Here is a 16,256-nt window from a genome sequence, read left to right as displayed (position 1 = left end):
CCAGCCGATTTCCCGACGCGTGGATACGATCAGTAAGCAGTACCAGGACGGCGACAACGGAGGAGGTGCCCCATGGGAGTCCTGAAGCGGTTCGAGCAGCGACTCGAAGGTCTCGTCAACGGCACCTTCGCGAAGGTGTTCAAGTCCGAGGTCCAGCCCGTGGAGATCGCCGGCGCCCTTCAGCGTGAGTGCGACAACAACGCCACGATCTGGAATCGCGAGCGGACGGTCGTCCCCAACGACTTCATCGTGGAGTTGAGCGCGCCCGACTTCGAGCGGCTGAGCCCGTACTCGGGCCAGCTCGGCGACGAACTCTCCGGGCTCGTCCGCGACTACGCGAAGCAGCAGCGCTACACCTTCATGGGCCCGATCAAGGTCCATCTGGAGAAGGCCGACGACCTCGACACCGGTCTGTACCGGGTGCGCAGCCGCACCCTGGCGTCGAGCACGTCCCAGGGCACACCCCAGGGCCCCGACAGCGGTCCCGCCCACGGAGCGCCGCCCCGGAGCCACGCGGCCCCGCCGGCCGCGCCGCCCGGTGGCGGTTACGGGTATCCGCCGCCCATGCCGCCGTCGCCCCCGCCGGGCGCCGGCCATCAGGCACCGTCCGCCCGTCCCTCTTCGGCACCGCCTCCCGGGGCGATGCCGGGTGCCCAGGTCCGCCGGTGGATCGAGATCAACGGCAACCGCCACCAGATCTCCCGTTCCACGCTCGTGCTGGGCCGCAGCACCGACGCCGACGTGCGGATCGACGACCCCGGCGTCTCCCGCCGGCACTGCGAGATCCGGACAGGTACGCCCTCGACGATCCAGGATCTCGGATCCACCAACGGCATCGTGGTAGACGGACAGCACACCACCCGCGCTACGCTCCGCGACGGCTCGCGGATCGTCGTGGGCCAAACCACCATCGTTTACCGGCAAGCCGAAGGGTGAAGCGGGGGCAATGTCAGAGCTGACCCTGACGGTCATGCGGCTAGGTTTCCTGGCTGTTCTGTGGCTGTTCGTGATTGTGGCCGTCCAGGTCATTCGGAGCGATCTGTTCGGCACGCGTGTCACGCAGCGCGGCTCACGCCGCAATGCCGACGCGCGACCACCGGCGACCGCCCGCCAGAACACCGCTCCGCCCGCGCAGCGGCAGCAGAGCGGCCGCCAGCGCCGGGGGGCGCCCACGAAGCTGGTCGTCTCGGAGGGCATCCTCACCGGCACCACGGTGGCCCTCCAGGGACAGACCATCACCCTGGGCCGGGCGCACGACTCGACGATCGTGCTGGACGACGACTACGCGTCCAGCAGGCATGCCAGGATCTATCCGGACCGGGACGGTCAGTGGATCGTCGAGGATCTCGGGTCCACCAACGGCACGTATCTCGACCGGACCCGGCTCACCACCCCGACACCGATTCCGCCGGGCGCGCCGATCCGCATCGGCAAGACCGTCATCGAGCTGCGGAAGTAGTACGACAATGAGCGAGCGGAGCGAGCGAGCCGCGGCGGTCCCGACGTGGGACCGCGGGGGGCTCCCGACCGGAGGGTGGGCAGTGTGGCTCGAGACCGGCTGGCGCCACATTCGGCCGGCGAACCGACAGGAGAGGCGCGCATGAGCCTTTCCCTGCGCTTCGCCGCCGGGTCGCACAAAGGCATGATCCGGGAGGGGAACGAGGACTCCGGCTATGCCGGTCCCCGGCTCCTGGCCATCGCCGACGGCATGGGCGGCCAGGCCGCCGGAGAGGTCGCCTCGTCCGAGGTGATCTCCACGCTCGTGCAGCTCGACGACGACGTGCCGGGATCGGACATCCTCACCTCGCTCGGTACGGCGGTCCAGCGCGCCAACGACCAGTTGCGCGTGATGGTCGAGGAGGACCCCCAGCTGGAGGGCATGGGCACCACGCTCACCGCCCTCCTGTGGACGGGCCGGCGTCTCGGACTCGTCCATGTCGGCGACTCCCGCGCGTACCTCCTGCGCGACGGCGTGCTCACCCAGATCACCCAGGACCACACCTGGGTGCAGCGCCTGGTCGACGAGGGGCGCATCACGGAGGAGGAGGCCACCACCCACCCGCAGCGCTCCCTGCTGATGCGCGCGCTGGGCAGTGGCGACCATGTCGAGCCCGATCTCTCCATCCGTGAGGTCCGGGCGGGCGACCGCTACCTGATCTGCTCCGACGGCCTCTCCGGCGTCGTCTCGCACCAGACCATGGAAGAGACCCTGGCGAGCTACCAGGGCCCGCAGGAGACCATCCAGGACCTCATCCAGCTCGCCCTGCGCGGCGGCGGTCCCGACAACATCACCTGCATCGTCGCCGACGTCCTGGACGTCGAGTCCAACGACACCCTGGCCGGGCATCTCAGCGACACCCCGGTCGTCGTCGGCGCCGTCGCCGAGAACCAGCAGCTGCACTCCGCCGAGAGCGACCCGTCGATGCAGACGCCGGCCGGCCGCGCCGCCGGCCTGGGCCGCCCCGTACCGCAGCAGCACCAGCCACCGCCGGGCGGCTTCGGCCCGCCGGGCAGCGGAGACGGAGCCGGTTACGGCGGCATGCCGCCGGAGGCCGGCTTCGGCGCGTACAGCGACGACGACTTCGTGAAGCCGCGTTCCGCCGGCCGCAAGTGGTTCAAGCGGTCGTTCTACACGGTCCTGGCGCTGGCGGTCGTCGGCGGCGGTCTGTACGGCGGCTACCGCTGGACGCAGACGCAGTACTACGTCGGGGCCAACGACGAGCACGTCGCGCTCTACCGGGGCATCAGCCAGGACCTTGCCTGGGTGAACCTGTCGAAGGTCGAACAGGACTTCCTCAAGATCGAACTCAAGTACCTGCCGCCGTACCAGCGCAAGCAGGTCGAGGAGACCATCGCCGAGGGCAGCAAGGCGTCCGCGCGCACCAAGATCGAGGACCTGTCCAAGCAGGCCGAGGCGTGCAAGAAGGACGAGCAGCGCCGCGAGTCCGAGCGAGCCGCCAACGCCATCAACGGCGAGGGCGAGGCGGGCGGTACGACGGGGACCAAGCCGAAGACCGGCACCAGCACGACCACCAAGCCAGAGACGTCGAAAACGGCGACTCCCTCTCCGGGCCCCAGCCTCTCGGAGGAGGAGCGGAAGCTGGCCTCGAACTGCGGTAAGCAGTAGCCGGCCGTAGGGGGCCTTTCACCACCATGAGCGTTGTCACGAACACCACCACCATCGGCGCCATCGAGGCGCCGAGCCGGCGCAACACCGAGCTCGCCATGCTCGCCTTCGCCGTCCTCATCCCGACCTTCGCGTATCTCAACGTCGGCCTCGCGGTCAACAACGAGGTGCCCAGCGGCATGATCGGGTACGGCCTGGGCATCGGCCTGCTGGCCGGTGTCGGCCATCTCGTGGTGCGCAAGTTCGCCCCGTACGCCGACCCGCTGCTGCTGCCGCTCGCCACCCTGCTCAACGGACTCGGCCTGGTCCTCATCTGGCGTCTCGACCAGTCGCCCCGGCTGATCGCCCGCGCCCAGAACATCTTCGGGGGCTTCTCCCCGGACGCGCCCAAGCAGCTGCTCTACTCGGCCATCGGCATCGCGCTGTTCGTCGCCGTCCTGCTGCTGCTCAAGGACCACCGCATCCTCCAGCGCTACACCTACATCTCGATGGCGGTGGCCCTGGTCCTGCTGATCCTGCCGATGTTCTTCCCGGCCCGGAACGGCGCGAAGATCTGGATCAGCCTCGGCCCCCTCAACGTCCAGCCGGGCGAGTTCGCGAAGATCATCATCGCGGTCTTCTTCTCCGGCTACCTGATGGTGAAGCGCGACGCCCTGGCCCTCGCCAGCCGTCGGGTGATGGGCCTGTACCTGCCGCGCGGACGCGACCTCGGCCCGATCCTCATGGTCTGGGCCATGTCCATCCTGATCCTGGTCTTCGAGACCGACCTCGGCACCTCGCTGCTGTTCTTCGGCCTCTTCGTGATCATGCTGTACGTCGCCACCGAGCGGACCAGCTGGATCGTCTTCGGCCTCGTCATGTCGGCCGCGGGCGCGGTCGGCGTGGCCACCTTCGAGCCGCACGTCCAGCAGCGCGTCGAGTTCTGGCTCAACCCGTTCGCGCAGTCCACCTGGGACCAGAGCGAGCAGGTCGGCCAGGCGCTGATGTCGTTCGGCGCGGGCGGCACCCTCGGCACCGGACTCGGCCAGGGCAACTCCGACCTGATCGGCTTCGCGGCCAACTCCGACTTCATCCTCTCCACCGTCGGCGAGGAGTTCGGGCTCGCCGGGATGATGGCGTTCCTGCTGATCTACGGCCTGATCGTGGAACGCGGCGTACGGACGGCGCTCGCCGCCCGCGACCCGTTCGGCAAGCTCCTGGCGATCGGCCTCTCCGGCGCCTTCGCGATCCAGGTGTTCGTCGTCGCCGGCGGCGTCATGGGCCTCATCCCGCTGACCGGTATGACGATGCCGTTCGTCGCGGCCGGCGGCTCGTCGGTGATCGCCAACTGGGCGCTGATCGGCATCCTCATCCGTATCAGCGACACCGCGCGCCGCCCCGCCCCGGCTCCCGCCCCGTCACCCGACGCCGAGATGACCCAGGTGGTCCGACCGTGAACAAGCCCCTGCGCCGCATCGCGATCTTCTGCGGACTGCTCGTGCTGGCCCTGCTGCTGCGGACCAACTGGCTCCAGTACGTGGAGGCGGACGAGCTCAACTCGCACGAGCGCAACCGCCGGGTACTGATAGAGCGGTACGCCAGCGAGCGCGGCAACATCGTCGTCGACGGCAAGCCCATCACCGGCTCCGCGAAGACGAAGGACACCGACTTCAAGTACAAGCGGACCTATCTCGACGGCCCGATGTGGGCACCGGTCACCGGCTACGCCTCGCAGGCGTTCGGCGCCACCCAGATCGAGAGCATCGAGGACGGCATCCTCACCGGCAACGACGACCAGCTCTTCTTCGACCGCACGCTGGCGATGTTCACCGGCGACGAGGCCAAGGGCGGCAACGTCGTCACGACCCTCAACGGGGCCGCCCAGAAGGCGGCCTTCGAGGGGCTGGGCAAGAAGAAGGGCGCCGTCGTCGCCCTGGAGCCGGGGACCGGCAAGATCCTCGCGCTGGCCTCCACGCCCTCGTACGACCCCTCGACCTTCGCCGGGTACGGCGCCAAGGACGAGGTGGCGTGGAAGGACCTCGGCAGGAACGATGACAAGCCGATGCTGAACCGCGCGCTGCGCGAGACGTATCCGCCCGGCTCCACCTTCAAGGTCCTCACCGCCGCCGCCGCCCTGGAGCACGGCGTCGTGGACGACATCGACGCGAAGACCGACTCCCCGCTCCCCTGGATAATGCCGGGCACGACCACCCCGCTGGTGAACGAGGGCAACATCCCCTGCGAGGACGCGACGCTCCGGGAGGCCCTGCGGGTCTCCTGCAACTCGGTCTTCGGCAAGCTCGGCGTCGACGTCGGCAAGGACCAGATGCTGGAGACGGCGAAGAAGTTCGGCTTCAACGAGGAGCAGTTCGTCCCGGTCCGCGCCAACGCCTCGTTCTTCCCCGAGGAGCTGAACCAGTCGCAGACCGCCCTGTCCTCCATCGGGCAGTTCGACACCCGTACGACCCCGCTCCAGATGGCCATGGTCGCCTCCGCCGTCGCCAACGACGGCAAGCTGATGAAGCCGTACATGATCGACCAGCTCGAAGCCCCGAACCTGGACGTGATCACGAAGACCGAGCCCGAGGAGATGAGCCAGCCCCTCAGCCAGGAGCACGCGCAGATGCTCCAGGACATGATGGAGACGGTCATCGACGAGGGCACCGGCCGGCGGGCGAAGATCCCCAACGTCACCGTGGGCGGCAAGACCGGTACCGCGCAGCACGGCGAGAACAACAGCGAGGACCCCTACGCCTGGTTCATCTCCTACGCCAAGGGGGAGAACGGGTCGCCGGTCGCGGTGGCGGTCGTCGTCGAGGACAGCGAGGCGGTCCGCGACGACATCTCCGGCGGCGGTCTCGCCGCGCCCATCGCCAAGGACGTGATGGAAGCCGTGATCAACAGCGACAAGTGACCCGGACGACCGGGACTCACCCGTACCGGCCCGGACAGCCCTCGCGCTGTCCGGGCCGGTGGTCGATACCAGCCGATATGTGACGATTCAAGTTCCAGTCCTGTATCAGCTGTCAGGGACGGTCGGACCGGATGCGGCGCGGCCGGTAGCGTATGCGCGAACAGCACACCGCCGGACCGCACACCGGTGCGGTCTCGGACAGACGGAGAGGGCTGGAACAGTATGGAAGAGCCGCGTCGCCTCGGCGGCCGGTACGAGCTGGGCTCGGTGCTCGGCCGTGGTGGCATGGCCGAGGTGTACCTCGCGCACGACACCCGGCTCGGCCGCACCGTCGCTGTGAAGACGCTGCGGGCCGACCTCGCCCGCGACCCGTCCTTCCAGGCCCGGTTCCGCCGAGAGGCCCAGTCGGCCGCCTCGCTCAACCACCCGGCGATCGTCGCTGTCTACGACACCGGCGAGGACTACGTCGACGGGGTGTCCATCCCGTACATCGTCATGGAGTACGTCGACGGGTCCACCCTGCGTGAGCTGCTGCACTCCGGGCGCAGACTGCTGCCCGAGCGCACGCTGGAGATGACCGTGGGCATCCTCCAGGCGCTGGAGTACTCGCACCGCGCCCAGATCGTCCACCGCGACATCAAGCCGGCCAACGTCATGCTGACGCGCACCGGCCAGGTCAAGGTCATGGACTTCGGCATCGCCCGTGCCATGGGCGACTCCGGCATGACGATGACCCAGACGTCCGCGGTCATCGGCACCGCGCAGTACCTCTCCCCCGAGCAGGCCAAGGGCGAGCAGGTCGACGCGCGCTCCGACCTGTACTCCACCGGCTGTCTGCTGTACGAGCTGCTGACCGTACGCCCGCCCTTCATCGGCGACTCGCCGGTCGCGGTCGCCTATCAGCACGTACGGGAGGAGCCGCAGCCTCCCAGCATCTACGACCCCGAGATCACGCCCGAGATGGACGCGATCGTCCTGAAGGCGCTCGTCAAGGACCCGGACTACCGCTACCAGTCGGCCGACGAGATGCGCGCCGACATCGAGGCGTGCCTCGACGGGCAGCCCGTCGCGGCCACGGCGGCGATGGGTTCGGTCGGTTACGCGGGCGGCTACGGCGGCGCCGACGACCAGCCCACCACGGCGCTGCGCACCGCGCCGCCGGGTGGCGCCCAGACCTCGATGCTGCCGCCGGTCAACCCCGACGACGGCGGCTTCGGGAACTACGACGAGCGTCCGGACCGGCGCCGGCAGAAGAAGTCCAACAGCTCGACGATCCTGCTGATCGTGGCCGGCATCCTGGTTCTCGCGGGCGCCGTTCTCATCGGCAAGGTGGTCTTCGGGGGCGAGAACGGCTCGGACCCGGTCAGCGTGCCGCAGCTGGTGGGCGTCACGATGGAGGAGGCCAAGGTACTGGCGAGCAACGCGTCGGTGCAGGTCACCCAGTCCGGCACCGACCGCTGCGAACAGCCCAAGGGCGCCATCTGCTCGCAGAACCCGGCGTCCGGCGGGAAGATGGACCAGGGCGACACCATCCAGGTCGTCGTCTCCGAGGGCGCGCCCAAGGTCCAGGTGCCCGACGTCGCCGACAAGGCCGTCGAGGACGCCACGAAGACGCTCCAGGAAGCGGACTTCAACGTCGAGACCAAGCAGGTCGAGAGCGACGAGGACCCCGGCACGGTCGTCAGCCAGAAGCCGAGCGGCGGCTCCGAGGCCGAGAAGGGCTCGACGGTCACGCTGTCCGTCGCCAAGCAGGCGCGGGAAACGGTGCCGAACGTCGTGGACCAGCAGTTCGACGCGGCTAAGGGCCAGCTCGAAACGCTCGGGTTCACCGTCGCGCGCACCGAGGTGGACTCCGACAAGGACGCGGGCACGGTCGTCGGCCAGAGCCCCGAGGGCAACGCCAAGGCGCCCAAGAACAGCCAGGTCACGCTCCAGGTCTCGAAGGGCCCGCCGCAGCCGGAGAAGGTCCAGGTCCCCGGCGACCTCGCGAACAAGACGGTCGCCGAGGCGAAGGCCCAGCTCGAAGCCCTGGGTCTGGCCGTCGCACTCGGGCCGAACTCGCCGGACGACCCCAACGCGCGCGTGATCGCCACCAACCCGGGGGGCGGTCAGCAGGTCGACAAGGGCAGCACGGTGACCCTGTTCGTCCTTCCCGGGAACGGCGGGGGCGACAACCAGGGCGGCGGCGGCAACGGAGGGTTCATCGGCGGCGGCCAGGGCGGCTTCCGGAACGACTGACACCGGCACCCGGCACCGACGCCGACGCCTTCCGCGGGCCTCCTGAAGAGGTGACGAAGCCCCGGCCTCCTGAAGAGGATGCCGGGGCTTCGTCGTGTCCGGGGCTCGTGTGCGCGTGGCTCGGGTGTCCGGGGTGGGGTGGGGCGGCCCGGTGCGTACGGGAGCGGCTCAGAGCAGCTCGTCGGGCTTCGTACGCTTCTCGTCGACGTTCTCCGTACGCTCCAGCTCGGCCCACACGATGTAGCGGTAGTCCGAGGTGAGGACGGGTGTGCAGGTCGTGAGCGTCAGATAGCGGCCGGGCTTCTTCTTCCCCGACTCCTCGGGCACCGGCTTCAGCACGTCGACGTTGTACTTCGAGGTCTTCGGCAGGGTCTTGAAGACCTTGTAGACGTACCAGGTGTCCTTCGTCTCGAAGACGATCGAGTCACCGGTCCGGAGCTTGTGGATGTTGTGGAACTTGGCGCCGTGCCCGTCGCGGTGCGCGGCCAGCGAGAAGTTCCCCCGCTGGTCCTGCGGCAGCGCGGACTTCACGGGGTCGGTGTAGTAGCCGGCGACCCCGTTGTTGAGGGACTTGGGGTTCGTGCCCTTCTTGACGAGGACCTCGCCGTTCTTCATCGCGGGCGCGTGCAGGAAGCCGATGCCGCCCTTGACGTCGAGGGCGCCGGGGCCGCCGCGGCCGACGGCCCAGTTGTCCCGCACCTCGTGGCCCTGCTTGGTGGCCTCGCGGTCGGCCAGCACGTTCGTCCACCACAGCGAGTAGACGACGAAGAGACCGAGCACCAGGCCCGCGGTGATGAGCAGTTCGCCGACGACGCTGGCGACGGCGGCACCCCGGCTCCGCCGGGGACGGGCGGGAGCGGGAGGCGGTACGGGAGCGGGGTCCACCGGGTCGGACGCGGCCCCGGTCGCGTCCACGTCCACGTCCCCGTCCACGTGCGCGGGATCGGGGTCGGGACCGGCGTCCGGTACGGGACCGGCGGGCCCGGCGGCCGTGGAATCGGGGTCGACCACCCCGGTCGTCACCGACGGATCGTTTTTCCCGGCGTTCCCGGCGTTCACGGGTGCGCCCGCGCGCCCGTCGTCGTGCTCGGTTCCGGCTGCCACCGCACCCGCCCCCTGGTCCCTGGTCTCCGTCGTGATGGGTTCAGTCCACGAGAGCGTCGGGCTTTCCCTTGTCGCGTGGCCGTTCCTCAACCATCTTGCCCCACACGATCATTCGATACGTACTGGTGAATTCCGGCGTACAGGTCGTCAACGTGATGTATCGCCCCGGTCCGGTGAATCCGGAGCCCTGCGGGACGGGCTGGATGACACTCACGTTCGACGGAGGTGTCTGCGGGAGGATGCTCGCCATGTCGTAGGTGAAGTAGCTGTCCTGCGTCTCCACCACGATCTTGTCGCCGGGCACCAGCCGGTTGATGTAGCGGAACGGCTCCCCGTGGGTGTTGCGGTGTCCCGCGACCGAGAAGTTGCCCTGCTTGTCGGAGGGCATCGCGGTCTTGAGCCGGCCCTCCGCGTAGTGGCCGACCATGCCCCGGTCCAGGACCTTCGCCTTGTCGATCCCCTCCGCGATCGGGACGACGACGTCCAGCTTGGGGATGTGCATGATCGCGAACCCCTGGCCGGGCTCGAAGGCGCCGGGCTGGCGGCCCTTGGCCCAGCCGTCCTGGATCTTGTCCGTCTCCTTGCCCGCGTACAGATCGGCCCGCACGTTGGTCCACCAGAGCTGGTAGGCGACGAACAGCAGCATCAGCACCCCGAAGCTGATGAAGATCTCGCCGACCGCGCGGCTGAGCACGACCCCCGGACTGTCCTTGAGGGCACGGGCGGCCTTCCGCGCCTCGACGCGGGAGAGCGGCCTGGAGGGCGCCGGGGCGCCCGGAGCGGCCGGGGGACCCGCGGCGCCCGCGGGGCGCGTACGGCCCCGCCCACGGCCGCCCTTGGCCGCCTTGCGCCGCTCGGCACGGCCCCCGGTGGCGGGTTCGGACCGGACCGGCCGCCCGGGGCCGCTCTCCGGGGCGGGGTCGGGGCCGGGTTCCGGGCCGAAGTCCGGTGCGGGCTCGGGGAGGGCTTCCGGCGCCGGGACGGCCGGCAGGACGGCCGTGGCGTCCTCGGCGCCCCCGGTGCTCCCGGTGCTCCCGCCGCCGGCGGGCACGTACGGCGGCTCGGGCTCCGGCTCGGGTCGTCGCCGGCGCCCCCGGCCGGGCGGTACGGGAACGGGCGGTACGGACCCCGGCGGCGGGGTCCGGAGCGGAGGCGGCCCGGAGGCTGCCTGCGACGCCCAGTCCTGCCCCTGATCGGCGGACGGGCCTCCGTACGGATACGGCCCGTGCCCCGCCCACGGCCGCTCCTCGGGCAGCGGCCCCGATATCCCGGGCCTCGACGGGATGCCGGGCCCCGCCGGAGCGGCCGGGAACTCCGGGTGCGCGGGGGGCGGGACGGGCGCGGGGCCCTGTCCGGGAAGGGGGTCGTTCAGGGGGTCCACGAGTCCGTCCACGGCAGCCTCGAACGCGCCAGGTCCCTCGTACGGTTCCCGCCGTTCGTACGGAGCGCCGTATCCCGCGTCGTGCTCGGGACGGAGTGCGGTCACGCGACCGCCTTGCCCACCACCGGCGCCAGGCCCGCCGACCGGCCCACGGCGTCCGGATCACCGCACTGCGCCAGCCAGTTGGCCAGCATCAGGTGCCCGTGCTCGGTCAGCACGGACTCGGGGTGGAACTGCACACCCTCGACGGCCAGTTCCCGGTGGCGCACGCCCATGACGATGCCGTCGGCCGTACGCGCGGTGACCTCCAACTCGTCCGGCAGGGCGGCCGGTTCCGCCGCCAGCGAGTGGTAGCGGGTCGCCGTGAACGGCGAGGGCAGTCCGGCGAACACGCCCTTGCCCTCGTGTGTGACCAGCGAGGTCTTGCCGTGCAGGAGTTCGGGGGCGCGGCCGACCACGCCCCCGTACGCCACCGCCATCGACTGCATGCCGAGGCACACCCCGAAGACGGGCACGCCGGTCGCCGCGCAGTGGCGCACCATGTCGACGCAGACACCGGCCTGTTCGGGCGTGCCGGGACCGGGGGAGAGCATCACCCCGTCGAAGCCGTCCTGGGCGTGCGCCGTCGACACCTCGTCGTTGCGCAGCACTTCGCACTCCGCGCCGAGCTGGTACAGGTACTGAACGATGTTGAAGACGAAGCTGTCGTAGTTGTCCACGACGAGAACGCGGGCACCGCTCATGAGGCGCCTCCCGCACCGGTCACCGTCGCGTCGCCGAACGGAAGGATCGGCTCCGCCCACGGGAAGACGTACTGGAACAGCACGAGGACGACCGCGAGCGCCAGCACGAGCGCGATGACCGCCCGTACCCAGACGTTGCCCGGCAGATGCCGCCAGATCCAGCCGTACATGCTGTCCCTTCCGTTCCTACGGGTTCCCGTTTCCCGTCGCCCGCCCGCCCGACCGCGCCGCCGTCGTACCGGAGCGCGCGGTACCGAACCAGACTAAGGGGCCGCGGGGCCACGTGGGCGGCGCACGGGTCAGGTGTGCCGTCGGCCTCTTTCAGGAGGAGGACGGGCGGCCGGACCGGATCCCCGGCCGGACCGCCGGACCGGGCTGTCGCGGCTACCCCACCGGCTTCGCGTAGTGGAGGTCCACGGTGCCCGTGTAGCCGGGAAGCGTCGTCCCGCCGTCCTCGTCGACCTTCCAGCCGAGCCCGTACGCCTGCACGTACAGCTGGTAGTTCTGGATCGCCGGTGACTCCTCCAGCGCCTCCCGCAGCCGATCCTGGTCCCCCACGGCGGTGATCCGGTACGGCGGCGAGTAGACCCGGCCCTGGAGGATCAGGGTGTTGCCGACGCAGCGCACCGCGCTGGTGGAGATCAGCCGCTGGTCCATCACACGGATGCCCTTGGCGCCGCCCTGCCAGAGGGCGTTGACGACGGCCTGGAGGTCCTGCTGGTGGATGACGAGGTCGTTGGGCTGCGGCTCGGGGTATCCGGGATTGGCGGTGGCGTCCGGCGGGGCGTCGTCCAGGGTGACGGTGAGGGCCCGGCCCGAGACCTTCGTGGTCCCCGCCACGTTCTCCAGCCCCCGGAGTGCGGCGTCCTCCTCCTTGGTGGAGCCGTCGTCCCGGTTGGCGAGGGTGTCGACGCTCCTGCGTACGGCCGCGGTCGACTCCTCCAGCACGCCGTTCCTGTCGCTGCGCTCCTGGATCAGGTCCGAGAGCTTGAGCAGGGAGTCGTCCGTACGGAGGTTGGTGCCCTTCGCCGTGTTGAAGCTCGTGACGAAGATGAGGCCGGCGAGGGCGAAGACCCCGGCCGTGAGCAGGCGTACCGGCCGCCGGACCGGTCGGCGGACCGGCCCTTCGGGAAAGTCGGCGGAATTGCTCAACGTACCCTTATCTCCTTAGGCGCCACGGAAGCACTACGCTAACGGACGCCCGGCGGAGGCAGCGTTCCCCCCGCTCCTCGTGCCCGGTACACCGTTTCAGTTACCTGCGCGGTCACGCAGCGCATCGACAGGAGAGTCCCTCGTGCCGAAGTCACGGATCCGCAAGAAGGCCGATTTCACGCCGCCGCCCGCGGCGAAGCAGTCGACCACGATAAACCTGTCCAATCGGAGCTGGGTCGCGCCCGTCATGCTCGCCCTGTTCCTCGTCGGGCTGGCCTGGATCGTGGTCTTCTATGTGACCGACGGGACCCTGCCGGTCGACGCCTTCGGCAACTGGAACATCGTCGTCGGGTTCGGGTTCATCGCCGCCGGCTTCGGCGTCTCCACGCAGTGGAAGTAGCTCCGGGCGCGGTGGAGGCAGGTCCGGCGACCCGCGTCAAGCTCTGCCCAGACACTTATCCACAGTGCTGTCCACAGCCGGGGGAAAAGGTCAGACGATCTGTGGATAACTTCACGGCATGTTGACGCCGGTGTGACTGGAACGCTCGCTTCGGCCGTTGTGATGAAGCGCCCCGCCCCTTGTCCTTGCTGGGAAAACCCAGATCAGGGACAAGGGGCACGCGTGTTCCCCATGCCGGGCGCACACATTGCACAAGATCCGGCACACGCTGTGGACAACTCTGTGCGCGAACGGTCCTGAACGGTCGTCCGGGCGCCCGTAAGGCCGGCCGGCGGTCCTCACCCGGCGGGGCCGGGCGCCCGGCGGTCCCGATCCTTGGCAGGACCGGGTGCCCGACGGGCACCCCGCTGCCCGGAGAACCGGCTTCCCCCGTCTCAGGAGAGCTGACCGGTCCTGATCACGATGATCACGACGGTCACCAGCAGCACCAGCGCGCAGGTGCCCCACTGGACCAGCGCCCGGCGCTCGCGCGGCGCGTGCACCATGCCGACGGCGACCGCCGTGCCCGCGACCAGCCCGCCGAGATGTGCCTCCCAGGCGATGCCGGACCAGAGGAACGTGAAGACCAGGTTCAGCGCCAGCAGGACCAGGACCGGCCGCATCTCGTAACGCATCCGGCGCATCAGCACGGCCGTGGCGCCGAGCAGCCCGAAGACGGCGCCCGAGGCACCGAGCGACCCCTGGTTGGGCGCGGCGATCAGGTAGGTCAGGGCACTGCCCGCCAGCCCGGAGAGCAGATACAGCGCGAGGAAGCGCGACCGTCCGAGCGCGGCCTCCAGGGGACCGCCGAGCCACCACAGCCCCAGCATGTTGAACGCGATGTGCCAGACGGCCTGGTGCAGGAACACCGCGGTGAACAGGCGGTACCACTGCCCCTGGGCGACGCCGACCAGCTCGCCCAGCTCGGGGTTGAAGGCGTCCCCGATGAGGTCCAGTTCGCCGACGACGCGCCGTTCGCTGACGAGGACGCCGACGAAGACCGCGAGATTCATGCCCAGCAGGATCTTGGTGATCAGCCGGGGGTCGGCGGTGACGGTGCCGCCGGCGATGGTGCGCGGCCGGGCGGCGGTGGGGGACATCCCCGTACCGGACCCGTCCCGTACGCAGTTCGGGCACTGGAATCCGACGGAGGCACTGATCATGCAGTCCGTGCAGATGGGGCGGTCGCAGCGGGTGCAGCGGATGCCCGTCTCACGGTCCGGGTGCCGGTAGCAGTGAGGTGCGGCGTCGGTGGCGGGCCGGTCCGGGCCCCCGGGCTGCTGGTCCATCGGTCCCCTCGGTACTGGATACGGCGCTCGATGCGGTGAAGGGCGCAGAGCGCACCGCCCTCCCCGCCCGGTATGTAACCACTACGGACGGGCAGGGCGGGATGGTTCCCCGAACGGGAATCCGAACCGGGGACGCCGGCCAGGACCCGGGCCGGGCCCGGACACGGCACGGACGGCACCCGGCAGGGCCCGGACAAGGGCCGGCGGTCGCACGGTCCGCCGGACAGGACCCGGCGGGGTCCGCCGTACGGTCCCGGACTAGCGGGTCTCGACGACGACCGACTCGATCCTGACTTCCTCCACCGGGCGGTCGGTGCGCGGGTTGGTCTGGGTGGCGCCGATGGCGTCCACGACCTTCTTGCTCGCCTCGTCGGTGACCTCGCCGAAGATGGAGTGCTTGCGGGTCAGCCACGCGGTGGGCGCCAGGGTGATGAAGAACTGCGAGCCGTTGGTGCCCGGTCCCGCGTTCGCCATGGCCAGGAGGTACGGCCGGTCGAAGGAGAGGTCGGGGTGGAACTCGTCCCCGAACTCGTAGCCCGGACCACCGGTGCCGTTGCCCAGCGGGTCCCCGCCCTGGATCATGAAACCGCTGATCACCCGGTGGAAGACGGTGCCGTCGTACAGCCGGTCGTTCGACTTCTTGCCGGTCGCCGGGTTGGTCCATTCACGCTCGCCCTCGGCGAGCTCCACAAAGTTCTTGACCGTCTTCGGCGCGTGGTTCGGCAGGAGCCGGATCTCGATGTCGCCGTGGTTGGTCTTCAGGGTGGCGTAAAGCTGCTCGGCCACGATCTGCCTTCCGTGAGTCTGCAATGACCCTGCCGATCCTCGCACGGACGGCCCTCGCGCCGCCCGCCCCGTACCCCCCAACCGCGCACGGCGTCCCGATGACGGGGAATCAGCGCTCCCCGACGGGGAACACGCGGAGCAGGAAAAGGGGCAGCCGTCGTCCTCCTTGACCCGGATGCCCGCACCGCATGCCGGTACGGCGGGCGGCAGGCATGATTTCGATCTGGGTGGACAGGCGGATCTTTGTCCAATAACGGGGGAAACCCCCAAGCCCCTGACCGCCACCGAGGAGGAGGATCCTGTGACCCGCATGGACAGCGTGCGCGCCGCTACCGATTCGGCGAAGGAGAGCGTGCTGCACGCCGCGGAAGCGGTGGCACCCTACGCCGATACGGCCAAGGAACAGGCCGCGTTGTACGCCGAAGAGGCCCGCGTCCGGCTCGCACCGAAGGTGTCGAAGGCCGCGAAGCAGGCTCGTGTTCAAGCTCGTGTTCAGTACGGCGCCCATGTGGCGCCGCATGTGCCCCCCAAGGTCGACGTGGCCGCGCACCGGGCCGCCGCACAGACCCGCAGGGCCGTGCGTCAGGCAGCCGACTTCACGGTGCCGCGCGTCGAGCACGCCGTGTCCGTCGCACAGCCGGTCGCCGGGGAAGCAGCGGCTCGTTCCGCTGCCGCCCTCGCCGCGCTGCGTGGTCAGATCACGGTGAAGGAGGTCCAGAAGCTCGTGAGGAAGCATGAGCGGCGGGCCAGGGCCGGACGTCTCGCCAAGGGCCTGGTGGCTCTCGGTCTGCTGACCGGCGGCGCGGTCGCCGCGTGGAAGTGGTGGGACAAGCAGGCCAATCCCGACTGGCTCGTGGAACCGCCCGCTCCTACCGAGGTCTCCGCGCACGACGCGTCGCTGTCGTCCGTCGACGGCAGCCAGGGTGCGCTCGATCCGGAGGTGCAGGCCAAGCAGGCCGAGGACGAGGCGAGGAATCGGGACCGGTAGGACGAACGCCGGTACGGCAACCGCCGGCAGGACGAACACTGGTACGACGACCTCCGGCAGGACGACCGCCGTTGACGGGTGGCCGGTGAACCGTGGGGCCGGACGATTCCGGTGAG

15 protein-coding genes are annotated in these 16,256 nt (G+C 70.0%); 8 read left to right on the top strand and 7 right to left on the bottom strand.

The window, feature by feature from the left end; all coding sequences use genetic code 11:
* Window positions 1-72 precede the first annotated feature (72 nt).
* From OG875_RS15750 to pknB, 6 genes are all read left to right on the top strand, one after another.
* Entirely contained in the window at window positions 73-936 is an 864-nt protein-coding gene (locus tag OG875_RS15750) for a DUF3662 and FHA domain-containing protein (protein WP_330174868.1), read from the top strand.
* A 10-nt stretch (window positions 937-946) separates the two neighbouring features.
* Window positions 947-1,459 (top strand): FHA domain-containing protein FhaB/FipA, encoded by a 513-nt coding sequence (locus tag OG875_RS15745; RefSeq protein WP_330174867.1) that lies wholly within the window; start codon window positions 947-949, stop codon window positions 1,457-1,459.
* Window positions 1,460-1,600: 141 nt separating this feature from the next.
* Window positions 1,601-3,127, top strand: a complete 1,527-nt coding sequence (locus OG875_RS15740; RefSeq protein WP_330174866.1) for a PP2C family protein-serine/threonine phosphatase — start codon at window positions 1,601-1,603, stop codon at window positions 3,125-3,127.
* Between the two features lie 26 nt (window positions 3,128-3,153).
* Window positions 3,154-4,563 carry an FtsW/RodA/SpoVE family cell cycle protein gene (locus OG875_RS15735; protein ID WP_330174865.1) on the top strand — a complete coding sequence of 470 codons (1,410 nt, stop codon included), beginning with the start codon at window positions 3,154-3,156 and terminating at the stop codon, window positions 4,561-4,563.
* Window positions 4,560-6,020 (top strand): peptidoglycan D,D-transpeptidase FtsI family protein, encoded by a 1,461-nt coding sequence (locus OG875_RS15730; protein ID WP_330174864.1) that lies wholly within the window; start codon window positions 4,560-4,562, stop codon window positions 6,018-6,020. Before OG875_RS15735 ends, OG875_RS15730 begins: the two co-directional genes overlap by 4 nt.
* A 222-nt stretch (window positions 6,021-6,242) precedes the next feature.
* The gene (gene pknB / locus OG875_RS15725; RefSeq protein WP_330174863.1) at window positions 6,243-8,258 is read left to right on the top strand and encodes a Stk1 family PASTA domain-containing Ser/Thr kinase; all 2,016 of its coding nucleotides are present in this window, start codon (window positions 6,243-6,245) and stop codon (window positions 8,256-8,258) included.
* Window positions 8,259-8,426: 168 nt separating this feature from the next.
* On the opposite strand, the gene OG875_RS15720 is transcribed toward pknB, so the two are convergent.
* The 5 genes from OG875_RS15720 to OG875_RS15700 form a co-directional block, all read right to left on the bottom strand.
* On the bottom strand, window positions 8,427-9,143 hold the full coding sequence (locus tag OG875_RS15720; protein ID WP_330177756.1) for a class E sortase: 717 nt from the start codon (window positions 9,141-9,143) through the stop codon (window positions 8,427-8,429).
* Window positions 9,144-9,402: 259 nt separating this feature from the next.
* A complete protein-coding gene (locus tag OG875_RS15715; protein ID WP_330174862.1) occupies window positions 9,403-10,848 on the bottom strand; it encodes a class E sortase in 1,446 nt (481 codons plus the stop codon).
* Window positions 10,845-11,486, bottom strand: coding sequence for an aminodeoxychorismate/anthranilate synthase component II (locus OG875_RS15710; RefSeq protein WP_330174861.1), 642 nt, complete (start codon window positions 11,484-11,486; stop codon window positions 10,845-10,847). The genes OG875_RS15715 and OG875_RS15710 overlap by 4 nt, the downstream gene beginning before the upstream one ends.
* Window positions 11,483-11,656 (bottom strand): hypothetical protein, encoded by a 174-nt coding sequence (locus tag OG875_RS15705; protein WP_330174860.1) that lies wholly within the window; start codon window positions 11,654-11,656, stop codon window positions 11,483-11,485. Before OG875_RS15705 ends, OG875_RS15710 begins: the two co-directional genes overlap by 4 nt.
* A 214-nt stretch (window positions 11,657-11,870) precedes the next feature.
* Entirely contained in the window at window positions 11,871-12,638 is a 768-nt protein-coding gene (locus tag OG875_RS15700; RefSeq protein WP_330174859.1) for a DUF881 domain-containing protein, read from the bottom strand.
* Window positions 12,639-12,780: 142 nt separating this feature from the next.
* On the opposite strand from OG875_RS15700, the gene crgA reads away from it, so the two are divergent.
* Complete coding sequence (crgA, locus tag OG875_RS15695; RefSeq protein ID WP_330174858.1) at window positions 12,781-13,038, top strand: cell division protein CrgA; 258 nt, start codon at window positions 12,781-12,783, stop codon at window positions 13,036-13,038.
* 434 nt (window positions 13,039-13,472) lie between these two features.
* On the opposite strand, the gene OG875_RS15690 is transcribed toward crgA, so the two are convergent.
* Together OG875_RS15690 and OG875_RS15685 are read right to left on the bottom strand one after the other, a co-directional pair.
* Window positions 13,473-14,366 (bottom strand): rhomboid family intramembrane serine protease, encoded by an 894-nt coding sequence (locus OG875_RS15690; protein ID WP_330174857.1) that lies wholly within the window; start codon window positions 14,364-14,366, stop codon window positions 13,473-13,475.
* Between the two features lie 258 nt (window positions 14,367-14,624).
* Window positions 14,625-15,152, bottom strand: coding sequence for a peptidylprolyl isomerase (locus tag OG875_RS15685; protein WP_330174856.1), 528 nt, complete (start codon window positions 15,150-15,152; stop codon window positions 14,625-14,627).
* 301 nt (window positions 15,153-15,453) lie between these two features.
* On the opposite strand from OG875_RS15685, the gene OG875_RS15680 reads away from it, so the two are divergent.
* Window positions 15,454-16,140 carry a DUF5324 family protein gene (locus tag OG875_RS15680; protein ID WP_330174855.1) on the top strand — a complete coding sequence of 229 codons (687 nt, stop codon included), beginning with the start codon at window positions 15,454-15,456 and terminating at the stop codon, window positions 16,138-16,140.
* The last annotated feature ends 116 nt before the right edge of the window (window positions 16,141-16,256 follow it).

The sequence above is a fragment of the Streptomyces sp. NBC_01498 genome (assembly GCF_036327775.1).
Taxonomy (GTDB): Bacteria; Actinomycetota; Actinomycetes; order Streptomycetales; family Streptomycetaceae; genus Streptomyces.
This window is presented reverse-complemented; position numbering and strand designations above follow the sequence as displayed.